Origin of the sequence: Pseudomonas fluorescens group sp. (assembly GCF_020093335.1) — a bacterium.
Classification (GTDB): domain Bacteria; phylum Pseudomonadota; class Gammaproteobacteria; order Pseudomonadales; family Pseudomonadaceae; genus Aquipseudomonas; species Aquipseudomonas petroselini.
Window position 1 is genome coordinate 249597 of the sequence record NZ_JAIOKW010000006.1, and the last position, 16629, is coordinate 266225.

The 16629-nt window shown below is 61.4% G+C and carries 14 protein-coding genes; 8 read left to right on the forward strand and 6 right to left on the reverse strand.

All coding sequences use genetic code 11. The features are described from left to right. Positions 1 to 122: 122 nt before the first annotated feature. The 3 genes from K7431_RS09890 to K7431_RS09900 all read right to left on the reverse strand — a co-directional run bounded on the left by K7431_RS09890 (position 123) and on the right by K7431_RS09900 (position 3836). A complete protein-coding gene (locus K7431_RS09890) occupies positions 123 to 1601 on the reverse strand; it encodes a DASS family sodium-coupled anion symporter (RefSeq protein ID WP_043205576.1) in 1479 nt (492 codons plus the stop codon). A gap of 183 nt (positions 1602 to 1784) precedes the next feature. After that, on the reverse strand, positions 1785 to 2591 hold the full coding sequence (locus tag K7431_RS09895; RefSeq protein ID WP_015884752.1) for a sulfite exporter TauE/SafE family protein: 807 nt from the start codon (positions 2589 to 2591) through the stop codon (positions 1785 to 1787). Next, complete coding sequence (locus tag K7431_RS09900) at positions 2592 to 3836, reverse strand: NAD(P)/FAD-dependent oxidoreductase (RefSeq protein ID WP_015884753.1); 1245 nt, start codon at positions 3834 to 3836, stop codon at positions 2592 to 2594. Between the two features lie 167 nt (positions 3837 to 4003). Here K7431_RS09900 and K7431_RS09905 point away from each other — a divergent pair, with 167 nt between their 5' ends. Beyond that, positions 4004 to 4867: an MBL fold metallo-hydrolase gene (locus tag K7431_RS09905; RefSeq protein ID WP_015884754.1), complete on the forward strand. Its 864-nt coding sequence runs from the start codon at positions 4004 to 4006 to the stop codon at positions 4865 to 4867. Positions 4868 to 4924: 57 nt separating this feature from the next. Here K7431_RS09905 and K7431_RS09910 read toward each other — a convergent pair whose 3' ends face one another. Both K7431_RS09910 and K7431_RS09915 read right to left on the reverse strand, forming a co-directional pair. Beyond that, positions 4925 to 6550, reverse strand: coding sequence for a methyl-accepting chemotaxis protein (locus K7431_RS09910; protein WP_015884755.1), 1626 nt, complete (start codon positions 6548 to 6550; stop codon positions 4925 to 4927). Between the two features lie 179 nt (positions 6551 to 6729). Then, complete coding sequence (locus K7431_RS09915; protein WP_015884756.1) at positions 6730 to 7212, reverse strand: Lrp/AsnC family transcriptional regulator; 483 nt, start codon at positions 7210 to 7212, stop codon at positions 6730 to 6732. Positions 7213 to 7406: 194 nt separating this feature from the next. On the opposite strand from K7431_RS09915, the gene K7431_RS09920 reads away from it, so the two are divergent. The 5 genes from K7431_RS09920 to K7431_RS09940 all read left to right on the forward strand — a co-directional run bounded on the left by K7431_RS09920 (position 7407) and on the right by K7431_RS09940 (position 13569). Beyond that, positions 7407 to 8642, forward strand: coding sequence for a 3-methyl-2-oxobutanoate dehydrogenase (2-methylpropanoyl-transferring) subunit alpha (locus K7431_RS09920; protein WP_015884757.1), 1236 nt, complete (start codon positions 7407 to 7409; stop codon positions 8640 to 8642). A 1-nt stretch (position 8643) separates the two neighbouring features. Continuing rightward, positions 8644 to 9702, forward strand: coding sequence for an alpha-ketoacid dehydrogenase subunit beta (locus K7431_RS09925; protein WP_043205577.1), 1059 nt, complete (start codon positions 8644 to 8646; stop codon positions 9700 to 9702). Then, on the forward strand, positions 9703 to 10962 hold the full coding sequence (locus K7431_RS09930; RefSeq protein ID WP_015884759.1) for a dihydrolipoamide acetyltransferase family protein: 1260 nt from the start codon (positions 9703 to 9705) through the stop codon (positions 10960 to 10962). Between the two features lie 3 nt (positions 10963 to 10965). Next, positions 10966 to 12345: a dihydrolipoyl dehydrogenase gene (lpdA, locus tag K7431_RS09935; RefSeq protein ID WP_015884760.1), complete on the forward strand. Its 1380-nt coding sequence runs from the start codon at positions 10966 to 10968 to the stop codon at positions 12343 to 12345. Positions 12346 to 12549: 204 nt separating this feature from the next. Then, complete coding sequence (locus K7431_RS09940) at positions 12550 to 13569, forward strand: branched-chain amino acid aminotransferase (RefSeq protein ID WP_015884761.1); 1020 nt, start codon at positions 12550 to 12552, stop codon at positions 13567 to 13569. Positions 13570 to 13641: 72 nt separating this feature from the next. Here K7431_RS09940 and K7431_RS09945 read toward each other — a convergent pair whose 3' ends face one another. Further along, on the reverse strand, positions 13642 to 14535 hold the full coding sequence (locus K7431_RS09945; RefSeq protein ID WP_015884762.1) for a GNAT family acetyltransferase: 894 nt from the start codon (positions 14533 to 14535) through the stop codon (positions 13642 to 13644). Positions 14536 to 14805: 270 nt separating this feature from the next. Here K7431_RS09945 and K7431_RS09950 point away from each other — a divergent pair, with 270 nt between their 5' ends. After that, positions 14806 to 15852 carry an ornithine cyclodeaminase gene (locus K7431_RS09950; protein WP_015884763.1) on the forward strand — a complete coding sequence of 349 codons (1047 nt, stop codon included), beginning with the start codon at positions 14806 to 14808 and terminating at the stop codon, positions 15850 to 15852. Between the two features lie 121 nt (positions 15853 to 15973). Then, the gene (locus K7431_RS09955) at positions 15974 to 16471 is read left to right on the forward strand and encodes an Lrp/AsnC family transcriptional regulator (RefSeq protein ID WP_043205579.1); all 498 of its coding nucleotides are present in this window, start codon (positions 15974 to 15976) and stop codon (positions 16469 to 16471) included. The last annotated feature ends 158 nt before the right edge of the window (positions 16472 to 16629 follow it).

Below are 16629 nucleotides of genomic sequence, written 5' to 3' on the forward strand. Positions count from 1 at the left end.
TGAGGGGAGTTCATCTTGTCATTTCGAAGGAACAATGGGTCATCGAAGTAGACACACCGCCATCGGGGGCAAGCCCCCTCCCACATGGCATCTGCAGTGTATTGGGGACAACCTTTACACTGTCAGACCCAGCCGAGCCAGCTCCAGTAAGTGGCGGCAAACACCAGCATCAGCGCATAGCCGATCACCGTCACCAGAACCCCCACCTTGGCAAATTGCCGAGCCGTAAACGTCCCCGTTCCCAGGCACACCATATTCTGCGGCGCATTGATCGGCAGAATAAACCCATAACTCATCACAAACCCCAGCAGCATCGTCATCCCCAACCGACTGAACTCCCCCGGCAACGTCTGCAACACCGCAATCAGGATCGGCAACAACGCCGAGGTCAATGCCGTGGCACTGGCAAACCCCAAATGAATCACGATCAAAAACGCCCCAAGAATCGCAAACACCCCCAGCGGCCCAACCTGATCCAACCCCGTGTGAGCCACCACGGCAGCCCCCAACCACTGCCCCGCCTGGGTGGTAAGCAGCGCCGTCCCGAGGCTGATGCCCACCCCAAACACAATCACCGTGCCCCAAGGAATCCGCGACTGCACATCCTTCCACGTCATCACGCCGATGCCTGGCAGCAACAGAAACACCAACCCCGCGTACGTGGTCGAGGTGGTGTCAAAACTGTGCAAACGCCCTTCCGTGGCCCAAGCCAGCAGCAACAACACCGACACCGTCAACAGGCGCTTCTGCGGCCCCGTCATCGGCCCGATGTCCACCAGCGATTGCGCCACCGCCTCTTTACCGCCCGGGATGCTGTCGGTCTCCGGCGGCAACAATTTGAGCACCAGGAACAGCAACACCGCCGACATGATCAACGCCCACGGTGCCCCCGCAATCAGCCAGTCGATCCACGACACGCGCTGGCCGAGCATCTTGTCCATGAAGCCGACGGTCAGCAGGTTCTGCGCGGCGGCGGTCTGGATGCCGACGTTCCAGATGCTGGTGCCCTGGGCCACCACGATCATGATGCCGGCCGCGATGTTCGAGCGTCTGTCCACGCCAAACGCGGCGATCACGCCCATCATGATCGGCACCACGCAGGCACTGCGCGCCGTGGCGCTGGGCACAACGAGGCTGAGCAGAATGGTCACCGCAACCGCTCCGAGCAGGATGCGCCGGGTACTCGTGCCGATCCGGCTCAGCGTCACCAGGGCAATGCGCCGGTCCAGACCGGTATGCGTCATCGCGGCGGCGATGAACAACGCGCCCGCCACCAGCGCCAATGCCGGGTTGGAAAAACCGGTAAGCGCCATGCTGATGGCCGGGCTGGTGCCGATCAGATGGATAGGGTCTTGCACCGACGGCGCCGTGCCGAGCAGAAAAGCCATCAGCGAGGTGATCATGATCGCACTGGCCTCATAGGACACCGCCTCGGTGATCCACACCACCACGGCAAACGCGAGGATCGCCAGCATGCGGTGCCCAGCCACCGGTAAGTCAGCGGGCAGCGGCAACAGCAGCACCCCGGCCATCACCAGCACGGCGACTACCAGGCCCAGGGGAAATTTGAATGATGCGGCGGTTGTGGCGGGGGCGTTCATGGCGGGCTCCATCAGCCTTCAAATCAGGCCGCAAGCATGCCCTGGATTGCCACAGGCTGCGTTGACAGGTATCAACGCCTCAAGCCAAAAGCGGGCTCAATACGGCCCGCCACTCGCCGGGCTTGACGGTTTGTTCAACAACGGTGCTGGGCACTGGGTGGAGGACACGAGAGGATGAGCCGATCAGATGGCCGCTTTAACCACCATGCCAATAGCAACCAGTACACACAAACTGGCAAAACCCACCTGCAAGATACGCGCGGGAATCACCGAGCACAGGCGTCGGCCGGCCAGCATGCCGACGATGCTTGCGCCGATAAATACCCAGCCTATCGGTTCAATGCGGACACCGGCATGGAACGCACCGGCCACACCGATCAGCGAGAGCAGGCTGATCACCATCAAGGAGGTGGCGACGATGCCGCGCATCTGCACATCGGTGAGCTGCTTGAACGCCGGCACGATCAGGAACCCGCCGCCGACGCCCAGCAGGCCGGACACCGCTCCCGTCACCGCACCGAGGGCGGCCAGGGTTGCGCTGCACTTGGCGGTCCAGGCGAAGCGCCCGGTTTGCTGGTCGAGCATGCAGTTTTTCTGGGCCCAGGAGGCGGTGCCATGGTCACTCGGCCCGGCCTCGCGTTTTTCGCGCTGCAACATGCGCCAGGCCACCAGCACCATCAACGCGCTGAACAGGCCCATCAGCACGGGCTCCGGCAACTGGTGGGCAAAGAACACGCCCACTGGCGAAAACAACGCGCCAAGCAACGCGATCAGCAACGCAGCACGGTAGCGCACCAGGCCATGGCGCAAACCGTCAATCGCCCCCACCGCTGCCGCCGCGCCCACGGCGAGCAGCGACACCGGCGCCGCCTGGGTCATGCTCAACCCCAGGCCCAGCACCAGCGCCGGCACCCCGAGGATGCCGCCGCCCGCGCCGGTCAGGCCCATGACCAGGCCCATCAATAATCCCAACACACTGGCCAGCAGCATTCAGTCCACCTTGCTCAGGCGGGTCAGCCATTCGCGGCCCTTGAGCATGCCGTTCCAGTAGAACCACGGCAGCAAGGTGGCCTTGAGGAACCACATTGAGCGGCGCGCCTGGGTCGGGTCCAGGGGAAAGGTCGGCAGCAATTTGCCGCCATAGCCGAACTCGGCCAGCACCACCTTGCCCTTCTCCACCGTCAGCGGGCAGGAACCGTAGCCGTCGTACTTGAGCGGCAGCGGCGCCTGTTTGCGCAGGGCCAGCAGGTTTTCGGCGACCACCACGATTTGCTTGCGCGCCGCAGCGGCGGTCTTGGCATTGGTGGTGCCGCACACGTCGCCAAGGCCGAAGATATGCGGGTAACGCAGGTGTTGCAGGCTGTGGGGGTTTACTTCGCACCAGCCGGCGGCGTCAGCCAACGGGCTCTGGCGGATGAACTCCGGGGAAACTTGGGGTGGGACCACGTGAAGCATATCGAAGGATTTCTCTTCAACCGTCGCATTGCCTGCGGCGTCCTTCACTTCGAACCAGGCCTTGCGTGCCGGGCCATCAACCTTCACCAGGTTGGAATTGAACGCCAGGCGGGCAGCGTATTTTTCGATGTACTTCATCAGCGGCGGCACAAACGTCGCCACGCCGAACAGCGCGGCGCCGGCTAGGTTGAATTCGACGTCGATGTTTTTCAGAGCGCCCTGCTTGAGCCAGTGATCGCACGACAGGTACAGGGCTTTTTGCGGCGCCCCCGCGCATTTGATCGGCATGGCCGGCTGGGTAAAAATCGCCTTGCCGCCCTTGAGTTGCTGCACCAACTGCCACGTATAGGCCGCGTGCTGGTAACTATAGTTGGAGGTGACGCCATGCTGGCCAAGGGTGTCTTGCAGCCCTTCGATCTTCTCCCAGGCCAGGCGCAGGCCAGGGCACACGATGAGGTTGTTCCAGGTGACGCGTTGGCCGCTGTCGAGGACCAGCGTCTGTTCGTCCGGCAACAGTTCGGTGACGGCGGCCTGTACCCAGGTGACACCATTGGGCAGTACGTCGGCCAGCGGGCGGCGGGTCTTTTCCAGGTCGTAGGCGCCGCCGCCCACCAGGGTCCAGGCGGGCTGGTAGCAGTGGTGGTCGCTCGGCTCGATCAGGGTGATATTCAGGTGGGGGTCGCGCTTGAGCAGGCTGGCCAGCAGGCCGATCCCCGCCGAGCCGCCGCCGATGACTACGATATCGCCACTGATGGTAGGGCCCCAGTGTTGTTCGGTCATGGTCTATCGCCTTTTTAATTCGATGCACACAAGGAGCGTTGCCGTATGGCGTCACGTCCCGTTACAGGTCGATCCTTTGCCTCGGACCGTTTTTTTCCCTTAAGCTCGCAAGCCTATGTGGAAAACATCTCGAATGTAAGCCGCAATCCACTACAAGGACCGCCGCCATGCCCGCGTTGATACAAGCCTTTCTGGACGAGGCGTCGTCGACCTACACCTACGTCCTACACGAGGCAGATGATGGCCCCTGTGCCATCGTCGACTCGGTGCTCAACTACGACCCGGCCTCCGGGCGCACCGACACCCGCCAGGCCGACAAGGTGATCGCCTACGTGCGCGAACATCGCCTGCAGGTGCAATGGTTGCTCGAAACCCACGCCCATGCCGACCACCTCTCCGCCGCGCCTTACCTGCGCCGGACGCTGGGCGGCAAGATCGCGATTGGCCAGTCCATCAGCAAAGTGCAGGACGTGTTCAAGAACCTGTTCAACCTGGAATCGGAATTTCGCGTGGACGGCTCGCAGTTCGATCACTTGTTTGCGCCGGATGAGGTGTTTCATATCGGCTCTATCAAGGCCCAGGCCCTGCATGTGCCCGGGCATACCCCGGCGGACATGGCCTACCTGATCGACGACCGGCTGATCCTGGTGGGCGATACGCTGTTCATGCCCGACGTCGGCACGGCGCGCTGCGACTTCCCCGGCGGTGATGCGCGGCAGTTGTATGCATCGATGCGCAAGCTGCTGGCGTTTCCTTTGGAGACCGAGCTGTACGTGTGCCATGACTACCCGCCCGAAGGCCGTGAAGCAAAGTGCCTGACCACGGTGGCCGAGCAGCGCGCGGGGAATATCCATGTGCATGACGGAGTGGATGAAGCGGCGTTTGTCGCGATGCGCACCCAGCGTGATGCCGGGCTGGGGATGCCGACGCTGTTGCTGCCGGCGATCCAGGTGAATGTGCGGGCGGGGAATATGCCGCCTGCAGAGGAAAATGGGGTGACTTACCTGAAGATCCCCTTGAACCAACTGTGAAAGCGGGCAGGCGCGGCCTCCGTGCCGCGCCATGTTGCGCGGGTTGCGCAGGTTTTATCAGGCGACGGAGAACTTCGACACGATCTGCTTGAGGTCCACCGCCAGCCTTGACAGCTCTTGACTGGCAATCGAAGTCTGGCCGGCCGCCGAAGAACTCTGGATAGACAGGTCACGGATACTGATCAGGTTCTGGTCCACGGAGCGGGCTACATGGGCCTGCTCCTCGGACGCTGTCGCAATCAACAGGTTGCGTTCATTGATATCCGTGATGGCTTCGGTGATCTGTGTAATGGCCAGGCCCGCTTCATGGGCGATCTTCAAGGAATCCACCGCCTCGTTGCGGTTAAGCGCCATGGAGGACACCGCTTCGCTGGAGCAGCTCTGGATTTTGGCAATCATCTGCTCGATTTCCTGCGTCGATGTCTGCGTTCTGTGCGCCAGTGCCCTCACCTCGTCGGCCACTACCGCAAACCCCCTGCCCTGTTCTCCTGCCCTGGCCGCCTCAATGGCGGCGTTCAACGCCAGCAGGTTGGTTTGCTCGGCAATCGAGCGGATCACTTCAACCACCCGTGCAATATCCTGAGCCTGCTTGGCCAGGCCTTCAACTTCCACGCCGGTCTGTTGCACCGTGGCGCTGAGTTTCTCGATTGAGGCGATGGTTTGCGTCACACGCTCCTGACCCATTTTGGCCGAGCGCTGGGAATCTTGCGTCGATTGGGACGCCGACACCGCATTGCGGGCGACCTCCTCCACTGCCGCCGTCATCTCGTTTACGGCTGTGGCGGCCTGGTCCGTCTCCAGGCTTTGGCGCTCGATCCCCGCACTGGATTCGCGGGTAATGGCACTCATCTCCTCTGCCGCCGACGCCAACTGCCCGGACGCTTCCGAGATGTGCTGCAGGGTACTTTTCAGATTCATTTGCATGGACGCGGTAGACCGTTGCAACGCCGTCAGCTCGTCATTGCCATTGATCGCAATGGCTACACGTAAATCGCCGTCGGCAATTTTGCCGGTCGACACCAGCAATTCACGTACCGGAGCAATGATGCTGCGGGTAAACAAGCGTGCGACCACGACGGTGATCAGCAAGGAGCCTACCATCAGTATCCAGGTAAACAAGCGTGCTGTTTCATACTCGCCGGAGGCAACTTGTACCGCCGCCTTGGAGCCCTTCTCGTTCAACGCGATCAGCTCACGGATGGCACGCTGCACATCCAGGGCGATAGGTCCGTTGACATCACGCAAGTAGGTCGACATCTGTTCAACGGACAGGCTGGACGCCTGCGCGAGAAACTCATCCATCTTCTGGCTGTAGTTCTTGATGCTGGCTAATGCCCCGTTGTAGGTGGATTGCTCCTCGGGGCTCGACACAAACGGCACATAACGCTCGGCAATGTCGAGCACTTCCGTACGCGTCGCCTTAAGCTTTTCAAGGGAGGCCGGATCCTGGCGGGTCGTTTCCATGGCATAACGACGCAGGTCAAGACGAAGTTTATAAAATGCAGAATCTATCTCACCGGCCAAACGGATACTGGGGAGCCAGTTGTTTTCGATTTCAACCGTCGACGAATAAACTTTATCGACTTTTATCAGCGTCATTGCTCCTTGTACTAACAGCAGAAGGCACACCACGCCAAAACAAAGTGTGGTACGAAAGTTTAACTTCAAGGCTCTCATGAACATTGCGGCTCACCCCTTTCCTGGACCGCGAACTTCACGGCCTGATGGGGGTTAATGTGTTAAAACACATGTGAAAAATACGTGACTGATTACGCATTTTTTTATTAGCCGCAAAAATAAAATACGATGAAGTTAGTTACCCAGCTAACGATCAAAGTACTCAATGTAATAGCGCGCCGTTATCAAACCATCAGTCCGTCCCTTGGCAGTGGCAGTGCGGTTTTGTAACGCACTTGCTTGAGGGCAAAGCTTGAGCGGATGTTGGCCACGCCCGGCACCTTGGTCAGAAAATCCATCATGAAGCGCTCAAGCGACTGGATCGTCGGTACCAGCACCCGGATCAGGTAGTCCGGGTCGCCAGCCATCAGGTAGCACTCCATGACCTCGGGCCGGTCGGAAATCGCGCCTTCGAACTGCTGCAACGCCAACTCATTCTGTTTTTCCAGGCTTACGTGGATGAACACATTGACGTGCAGCCCCAGCAGATCGGCGTCCAGCAACGTGACCTGCTCGCGAATCAGGCCCAATTCCTCCATTGCCTTCACCCGGTTGAAGCACGGCGTGGGCGACAGGTTGACCGAGCGGGCCAGGTCGGCGTTGGTGATGCGGGCGTTCTCCTGCAGGGCGTTGAGAATGCCGATATCGGTACGGTCCAGTTTGCGCATGAGACAAAATCACCTGTTTATTATGTTTATGCAGTTTTTTTATCCGCAAATGATCGTGAGCGCAATGAAACACAGATAAATATTCTTCTACGCCCCGCCTATGATTGTTGTAGGACAAGATTTCTCCTATCCGGAGACTGACTGTCAGCTAGCGCGCCCACTACAAGAAATTCACAAGATCGAGCGTAGAAGCCATGAATCAGCCGTACGAACCGCTGCGCCTGCACGTCCCTGAACCCTCGGGACGCCCAGGCTGCAAGACCGACTTCACCTACCTGCGCCTGACCGACGCCGGCCTGGTGCGCAAACCCGCCATCGACGTAGAACCCGCCGACACCGCCGACCTCGCCAAAGGCCTGATCCGCGTGCTCGACGACCAGGGCCAGGCCCTCGGCCCCTGGGCTGACGGTGTTCCCGTCGAGATCCTGCGCAAAGGCATGCGCGCGATGCTCAAGACGCGGATTTTCGATAACCGCATGGTCGTCGCCCAGCGTCAGAAAAAAATGTCGTTCTACATGCAAAGCCTTGGCGAAGAAGCCATCGGCAGCGCCCAGGCCCTGGCCTTGAACATCGACGACATGTGCTTCCCCACCTACCGCCAGCAAAGCATCCTGATGGCTCGCGACGTGCCCCTGGTGGACCTGATCTGCCAGTTGCTGTCCAACGAGCGTGATCCGCTCAAGGGCCGCCAGTTGCCGATCATGTATTCGGTGAAAGACGCTGGCTTCTTCACGATCTCCGGCAACCTCGCCACCCAATTCGTACAAGGCGTGGGCTGGGGCATGGCCTCGGCGATCAAGGGCGATACCAAGATCGCCTCCGCCTGGATCGGCGACGGCGCCACCGCCGAATCCGACTTCCACACTGCCCTCACCTTTGCCCACGTGTACCGCGCGCCGGTGATCCTCAACGTGGTCAACAACCAGTGGGCCATCTCCACCTTCCAAGCCATCGCCGGCGGCGAAGCCACCACCTTTGCCGGACGCGGCGTAGGTTGTGGTATTGCCTCCCTGCGCGTGGACGGCAACGACTTCATCGCGGTATACGCCGCTTCCGCCTGGGCTGCCGAACGTGCGCGCCGCAACCTCGGACCCACGCTGATCGAATGGGTCACCTACCGTGCCGGCCCGCACTCCACCTCGGATGATCCATCCAAATACCGCCCCGCCGATGACTGGAGCCACTTCCCCCTCGGCGACCCGATTGCCCGCCTCAAGCAGCACCTGATCAAGATTGGCCAGTGGTCCGAAGAGGAACACGCGGCGGTCAGTGCCGAACTAGAAGCCGAAGTGATTGCGGCGCAAAAACAAGCCGAACAGTACGGCACCCTTGCCGGCGGCCAGATTCCAAGCGCCGCGACCATGTTCGAAGACGTCTACAAAGAGATGCCGGAGCACTTGAAGCGCCAGCGTCAAGCGTTGGGGATCTGACATGAACGATCACAACAACAGCATTGAAGTGGAAACCGCCATGACCACCACCACCATGACCATGATCCAGGCCCTGCGCTCGGCCATGGATGTGATGCTCGAACGTGACGATAACGTGGTGGTATTCGGCCAGGACGTCGGCTATTTCGGCGGCGTGTTCCGTTGCACCGAAGGCCTGCAGACCAAGTACGGCAGCTCGCGAGTGTTTGACGCGCCGATCTCCGAAAGCGGCATTATCGGCGTGGCCGTGGGCATGGGCGCCTACGGCCTGCGCCCGGTCGCCGAAATCCAGTTCGCCGACTACGTCTACCCTGCCACCGACCAGATCATCTCCGAAGCGGCACGCCTGCGTTATCGCTCGGCCGGCCAGTTCACCGCGCCGCTGACCATGCGCATGCCTTGCGGCGGCGGCATCTACGGCGGCCAGACCCACAGCCAGAGTATCGAAGCGGTGTTCACCCAGGTGTGCGGCCTGCGCACGGTGATGCCGTCCAACCCCTATGACGCCAAGGGCCTGTTGATCGCCTCCATCGAAAACGATGACCCGGTGATCTTCCTTGAGCCCAAACGCCTGTACAACGGTCCGTTCGATGGCCATCACGACCGGCCCGTCACCCCATGGTCGAAGCACCCGCAAGCCCAAGTGCCGGACGGTTACTACACCGTGCCGCTGGACGTGGCCGCCATCGTGCGTCCGGGCTCGGCCGTGACCGTGCTGACCTACGGCACCACGGTGTATGTGTCGCAAGTCGCCGCCGAAGAAACCGGCATCGACGCCGAAGTCATCGACCTGCGCAGCCTGTGGCCGCTGGACTTGGAAACCATCGTCAACTCCGTCAAGAAGACCGGCCGCTGCGTGGTGGTGCACGAAGCCACTCGCACCTGCGGCTTTGGCGCCGAGCTGGTCGCACTGGTGCAGGAGCATTGCTTCCACCACCTGGAAGCGCCGATCGAACGCGTCACCGGTTGGGACACCCCCTACCCGCACGCGCAGGAGTGGGCGTATTTCCCAGGCCCGTCCCGAGTGGGCGCGGCGTTGAAACGGGTCATGGAGGTCTGAATGGGCACGCACGTTATCAAGATGCCGGACATTGGCGAAGGCATCGCGGAAGTTGAACTGTCGGTGTGGCATGTGAAGGTCGGCGACATGGTGGTCGAAGACCAGGTGCTGGCGGATGTGATGACCGACAAGGCGATGGTGGACATTCCCTCGCCGGTGCATGGCAAGGTGATTTCCCTCGGCGGCGAGCCGGGTGAAGTCATGGCCGTGGGCAGTATTCTGATCAGCATTGAAGTGGAGGGTGCGGGCAACGCCAAGGACGCGCCGGTCGTGAAGGAGGCGCCGAAGGCCGCCCCGGTGGTGCAAGCCAAGCCTGCACCGGTGGTGGTTGAAAGCCAACCCGCTCCGGTTGTCGCAGCCCAGGCCCCGGTGGCCCGTACCGCCGACGAACGCCCATTGGCCTCCCCTGCCGTGCGCAAACATGCGCTGGATGCGGGGATTCAACTGCGCCTGGTCCAGGGCTCAGGCCCGGCGGGGCGGATTCTGCACGAAGATCTCGACGCTTACTTGCAGCAGCGTCCGACGCAAACCCAAACCGCAGCCAACCCCTACGCCGAACGCAACGACGAAGAACAGATCCCGGTGATCGGCATGCGCCGCAAGATCGCCCAGCGCATGCAAGACGCCACCCGGCGGGCCGCGCATTTCAGCTACGTGGAAGAAATCGACGTCACCGCTCTCGACGAACTGCGCGTGCACCTCAATGAGAAGCACGGCGCCACGCGTGGCAAGCTGACCCTGCTGCCGTTCATCGTGCGAGCCATGGTCGTGGCGCTGCGGGACTTTCCACAGATCAATGCGCGTTACGACGACGAAGCCCAGGTCATCACCCGCCTTGGCGCGGTTCACGTAGGTGTCGCCACCCAAAGCGACGTGGGCCTGATGGTACCGGTGGTGCGTCACGCCGAGGCCCGCAGCCTGTGGGGCAATGCCGAGGAAATCGCACGTTTGGCCACTGCTGCACGCAATGGCAAGGCCAGCCGTGACGAGCTGTCCGGTTCGACCATCACCCTGACCAGCCTCGGCGCCTTGGGCGGCATCGTCAGCACGCCGGTGCTCAACCTGCCGGAAGTGGCCATCGTCGGCGTCAACCGCATCGTCGAGCGGCCGATGGTGATCAAGGGCCAGATCGTGGTGCGCAAGATGATGAACCTCTCCAGCTCCTTCGATCACCGCGTGGTCGATGGCATGGATGCAGCGCAATTCATCCAGGCCATTCGCGGCCTGCTCGAACAACCCGCCAGCCTGTTCCTGGAGTAAGGCATGACGCAGACATTGAATACCACGCTGCTGATTATCGGCGGCGGCCCTGGCGGTTATGTGGCGGCGATCCGTGCCGGCCAACTGGGCATCCCGACCCTCCTGGTGGAAGGCCAGGCGCTGGGCGGCACCTGCCTGAATATCGGCTGCATCCCGTCCAAGGCGTTGATCCATGTGGCCGAGCAATTCCAGCAAACAGTCCAGCACAGCCAGGGTTCACACCTGGGCATCGAAGTGGATGTGCCAACCCTGGACATCCGCAAGAGCGTGGAATGGAAAGACGGCATCGTTGACCGCCTGACCACCGGCGTCGCCGCGCTGCTGAAGAAGCACAAGGTGCAAGTGATCCACGGCTGGGCCAAGGTGGCGGACGGCAAGACCGTCGACGTCGGCGACCAGCGCATCCAGTGCGAACACCTGTTGCTGGCCACTGGTTCGAAAAGCGTCAACCTGCCGATGCTGCCGATTGGCGGGCCGATCATCTCGTCCACCGAGGCGCTGGCGCCAACGCGGGTGCCCAAGCGCCTGATCGTGGTGGGCGGCGGCTATATCGGCCTGGAACTGGGGATTGCCTACCGTAAGCTTGGCGCCGAGGTCAGCGTGGTCGAGGCGCAGGATCGCATCCTGCCGGCCTACGACGCCGAATTGACCCAACCGGTGAACGAGTCCCTCAAGCACTTGGGGGTGAAGCTGTTCCTCAATCACAGCGTCAGCGGTTTTGCCGACAACCAGTTGCAGGTACGTGACCCGAAGGGTGACACCCTCTCGCTGGAAACCGACCAGGTGCTGGTCGCCGTGGGTCGCACCCCCAATACCCAGGGCTGGAACCTTGAGGCGCTGAACCTGGAGATGAACGGCGCGGCGGTCAAAATCGACAGCCGCTGCCAGACCAGCATGCGCAACGTGTGGGCCATCGGCGACCTGAGCGGCGAGCCGATGCTGGCCCATCGGGCCATGGCCCAAGGTGAAATGGTTGCCGAACTGATCAGCGGTAAATCCCGCGAATTCAACCCGGCGGCAATCCCGGCCGTGTGCTTTACCGACCCGGAACTGGTGGTGGTCGGCAAGACACCCGATGAAGCCAAGGCCGCCGGCCTGGACTGCATCGTGTCGAGTTTCCCGTTCGCCGCCAACGGCCGCGCAATGACCCTGGAGTCGAAAACCGGCTTCGTACGGGTGGTGGCACGCCGCGACAATCATCTGATCGTCGGCTGGCAAGCAGTTGGCGCCGGCGTGTCCGAGCTGTCCACCGCCTTCGGCCTGAGCCTGGAAATGGGCGCGCGCCTGGAAGACGTGGCCGGCACCATCCACGCCCATCCGACCCTCGGCGAGGCGGTGCAGGAGGCTGCGCTGCGGGCGCTGGGCCACGCGCTGCACCTGTAAAACCGCGGGGAGGCCATCGGGGGCAAGCCCCCTCCCACAGGGGAATGCATGCCAAATGGGGGTGGGGGCTTGCCCCCGATAGCGGTGGATCGGTCAATACAGAGGCTGAAGGCGTCCACCCAGTGGCTCCCACACAAGCCAAGAATGCAGTATTGTTGCGCCCATTCAGAAAAAAAACCGACTTGACCAAAGATAGAGGGTGTCATGGGTAACGAAAGCATCAATTGGGACAAGCTGGGTTTTGACTACATCAAGACCGACAAGCGGTTTCTCCAGGTCTGGAAAAACGGCGAATGGCAAGCTGGCACCCTGACCGACGACAACGTGCTGCACATCAGCGAGGGCTCCACCGCCCTGCACTATGGCCAGCAATGCTTTGAAGGCCTCAAGGCCTACCGCTGCAAGGACGGCTCGATCAACCTGTTCCGCCCGGACCAGAACGCCGCCCGCATGCAGCGCAGCTGCGCGCGCCTGCTGATGCCGCATGTGTCGACCGAAGACTTCATCGACGCCTGCAAACAAGTGGTCAAGGCCAACGAGCGCTTCATCCCGCCGTATGGCAGTGGCGGCGCGCTGTACCTGCGCCCGTTCGTGATCGGCACCGGTGACAACATCGGTGTGCGTACCGCGCCGGAGTTCATCTTCTCGGTGTTCGCCATCCCGGTTGGCGCCTACTTCAAAGGCGGCCTGGTACCACACAACTTCCAGATCTCCACCTTCGACCGCGCCGCACCCCAGGGCACCGGTGCCGCCAAGGTCGGTGGCAACTACGCCGCCAGCCTGATGCCGGGCGCCGAAGCGAAGAAATCCGGTTTCGCCGATGCGATCTACCTGGACCCGATGACTCACTCGAAAATCGAAGAAGTCGGCTCGGCCAACTTCTTCGGGATCACCCACGACAATAAGTTCATCACACCGAAGTCGCCTTCGGTGCTGCCAGGCATCACCCGTCTGTCGCTGATCGAACTGGCCAAGACCCGCCTGGGCCTGGAAGTGGTCGAGGGCGAAGTGTTCATCGACAAACTGGACCAGTTCAAGGAAGCCGGTGCCTGCGGTACCGCCGCGGTGATCTCGCCGATCGGCGGTATCCAGTACAACGGCAAGCTGCACGTGTTCCACAGCGAGACCGAAGTCGGCCCGATCACCCAGAAGCTCTACAAAGAGCTGACCGGCGTGCAGACCGGCGACGTTGAAGCGCCAGCGGGCTGGATCGTCAAGGTCTAAGCCACACCAAGCTACGCCCCAACCCCATGTGGGAGCTGGCTTACCAGCTCCCACATTTGAGCTCAGGTGTTCTCAGGATCGAGTCGGAATATTCCCAACAATCTTCTTCCCCATACTGATCCTCGGCTCCACCCCATACCCCAACGCCTCGTAAAACCCCGCCACCGCCTCATTGCCACTGGTGATCTGCAGGTTGATCTTCATGCAGCCCAGCGCCGTCAATGCCTGTTCCGCATGCCGTACCAGTGACGAACCCAGGCCATGACGCCGATAGTCAGCGTGCACCGCCACCGAATACAGCCAGCCACGATGGCCGTCGTAGCCCGCCAGAATCGTCCCGATCACAGTTTTTTTGTCGGTCGCCACGAAAAACAACCCATCGTTGACGGCCAGCTTTTTATCAATCGCCAGGGTCGGCAGGTTATGGGCGGTTTCATAGCCAAAAGCCTCCTGCCATAGCGCAACCACTTGCGCACGATGCTGACGGTCGCGATAGGGCCCGATGGGATGCCTGGACAGCAGCGCCTTTTCCATCACCAACGTACGCTCGTTGCCGTGGTAGACGTCGCGCACAGTATGGAACCCCAACTTGGCATAGAACGGTTCGGCGGTCAGCGAAGACGGCACGCTCAGTACCGTGACCCCGGCCTCGCGGGCGCGTAACTCGATTTCAATCATCAACAGCCGCCCAATGCCCTGCCCTTGCAGCACCGGATTGACGAACACCGAGCGCACCACACTGCCGTCGAGTGCGGCGGTGGCCACGATCATCCGATCCTGAATCGCCACCAGCACCACGCGGCGCTCAAGCAATGCCAGTACCGCATCCGGCGTGAAGTTACTGGCGACCCGGGCAATCACATCCGCCGGATAATCCCGCGCATTACTGCTGTGCAATGCCGCCAGAATCACTTGGCTGATCCCCTCGGCATCGGCGGGCTGGGCAATACGAACAACGGTAGACATGGCTCCTCCTGGCTGACCGCGCTATCAGAGTCGCCACTGTAGCAATGTGGGAAGGAGCACGCTCCCTCCCTTATTTGATCGCCTCTCAGGCTCGACAGCCGATTCGGCTGCCCGACCCCACTTTTCAGCTTTACCGGCTGAGCCACCCCCCAGTTTCAGCCGAGATCCTTGCGCAACAACCGCCACAATAACCGCACTGGCCCACTCCATGACGGCGCTCTGTGCGCAGCAGAAACCGCTGGCCGCCTTCCAATAACAAGGAGCATTTCCATGACCCGCTATATCGACGTCAATGACCTCAGCTATCTGGTCGCGCAAAAAGGCCTGCAAACCTGCCTGACCGAAATGGCCGAATACATTCGCGCCGACTACCTGCGCTGGCAGGATTTCGAGAAATGCGCACGCCTGGCCAACCACTCCCCGGATGGCGTGATCGAGCTGATGCCGGTGTCCGACGCGTCGCTGTACGCCTTCAAGTACGTCAACGGTCACCCGAAAAACACCCTGGCCGGCATGCTCACCGTGATGGCCTTTGGCGCGCTGGGCGATGTCGACACAGGCAAGCCGGTGCTGCTGGCGGAAATGACCCTGACCACCGCCATTCGTACAGCCGCCACCTCAGCCCTGGTCGCCCGCTACCTGGCGCGCGAGAACAGCCGCAGCATGGCGTTGATCGGTAATGGCTCGCAGAGTGAATTCCAAGCCCTGGCCTTCCACGCCATGCTCGGCATCACGGAAATCCGTCTGTTCGACATCGATGCCAAAGCCACCGCCAAACTGGCCGACAACCTCAAGGCTTTTCCGGCCATCAAGGTGATCCTGGCCGGCAGCGTCGCCGAAGCGGTCAAAGGCGCGGATATCGTCACCACCGTCACGGCCGACAAGGCCTACGCCACCATCCTCACAGACGAAATGATCGAACCCGGTATGCACCTCAACGCGGTGGGCGGCGATTGTCCAGGCAAAACCGAGCTGGACCGACGCATCGTCGAGCGCGCCCGCGTGATCGTCGAGTACGAGCCACAAAGCCGCATCGAAGGTGAAATCCAGCAGATGCCGCACGACTCACCGGTGACTGAACTGTGGCAAGTGATCAACGGCCAGCAGCCCGGCCGTGAGAACGCGCACCAGATCACCCTGTTCGACTCCGTGGGCTTTGCCATCGAAGACTACTCGGCGCTGCGTTATGTACTGGATGTGGCCAAGGCACTGGACGTGGGCAGCGAACTTGAGCTGGTGCCGGACCTCGCCGACCCGAAAGACTTGTTTGCCCGACTCGCCCAGCAGCCTCGCGTGCAGCAGCAAAAACGCGCCTGAGGTGTACAGGCACGTCCCCGAGCGCATACAGACGTTGACGGAGGAAGGCCGTACCATGTGAAGGGTCAGGCAACCACGCAAGGTTTGCCGCCATTTATTCCAACCGTTTGAAGTGAACCCCATGGATACCAAGGCCTCCGGACCCCATTCCGCCCCCGTACTGGACCGCATTGATGAAGCCATCATCGAAGTGCTGCGCCACCAGGGCCGTATCACCTACGAAAAGCTTTCGTCGCTGGTGCACCTCACCCCCAGGCCCTGCCTGGAGCGGGTGCGCAAGTTGGAGCGACGTGGGGTGATCCGTGGCTATGGGGCGATCATCGATGTGCAGATGGTCTCGCCAGGGCTGTCGCTGCTGGTGTTGGTGGCCTTGTCCAACCAGAGCGGGCGCTCGGCGCAAAAGGCCTTCGAAGCCTGCGTGAAGGCCTGCCCCCAGGTATTCGAATGCCAACTGATCAGCGGGCCGTTTGACTACAGCCTGCGCATGCGTTGCCGGGACATGGAGCACTACCGGGTGCTGACGGAGACTTGGTTGAACAATGATGAGTTACACATTGATAAGCTGGTGGCGCATCCGGAGTTGGCGGTGGTCAAGAACACCGCCACCGAGCTGGCCTGAACCTATCGCTCCAAAACGATGCAGATCTAATGTGGGAGCAACTGTCTTGATGGTTTTCATCAAGCCATTTTTTCCAGAGGCGGCAACGCTCCCACGGCTGTACTCCGTGTAACTGCTTTAGGTAATAGCTACCGCAGGATTTTAGGCGGCGTGCTCTT